General features: G+C 66.2%; 1 pseudogene. It reads right to left on the bottom strand.

Features of this window, described 5'->3' with window-relative positions:
• A pseudogene (locus FJM51_RS23535) lies at window positions 1-806 on the bottom strand (IS256 family transposase); the annotation flags it as partial.
• Between the last annotated feature and the right edge of the window lie 2 nt (window positions 807-808).

The raw sequence follows: 808 nt of genomic DNA, 5'->3' as shown, positions 1-808 counted from the left end.
TTCAACAGCCCCACCGTACAGCACTGGATGGGCAGGTCTTCGCCCCAGAGCGAGACGAGGGCGGCTTCGAGGCCCGGAGCGCCGTCGACGATCACGAATTTGGGCCGCCGCGGGCCGCGGGCATCGAGATCGGACAGGAACTAGATCCAGGCCGCGGTGCTCTCGCCGCCCATGTTCCTGATCGAAATCAGCACCTTCTGCCCGTCGCGGCGCACGCCGATCGCCGCCAGCACCGAGATGTTCGTGGCCTTCCGATCCAGCCGGGTCCTGATGACGGTGCCGTCGAGAATGAGCCGGACTATATCTTCGCCAGCCAGATCGCGGGCAGACCAGGCGTCCCAGTCGACCTTCACCTTTCTCCAGGCTCGGCTCACCACGTCCTTGCTGACGGCCCCTTCGAACAGGCCGAAAAGCGCCCGCTTGACGCGCCGGGTGTTGGTGCCCGCCAGGTAGACCGCTGCGATCAGCGCCTCCGCCTTCTTCGTCAAGCGCTTGTAGCGCGGCAGCGCCTTCGAGCGCCATTCGGTGGCCTTGCCCGCTTCGGCCTCGATCCGCGCCCGTGGCACGCGCACGGTTTCCGTGCCGAATGTACCGATGAGCCGCCGCTCCCGGTGGCCGTGGCGGTAGCCCTTTGGCCCGCTTTCGTCCCGGTCGTAGCGCAGGCGGCCGAGAAACTCGGCCAGTTCCTCTTCGAACATCGCCTCGATCGTGGCCCGGACGTTTGCCCGCGGGCGATCCTCGATCGGATCGTATCCGGTGACATCGGACAATGGCGAACCGGACGAGCTGTCGCTAATCTCATTCATGG

It is taken from the genome of Amaricoccus solimangrovi (assembly GCF_006385685.1).
Lineage (GTDB): Bacteria > Pseudomonadota > Alphaproteobacteria > Rhodobacterales > Rhodobacteraceae > Amaricoccus > Amaricoccus solimangrovi.
This window is presented reverse-complemented; position numbering and strand designations above follow the sequence as displayed.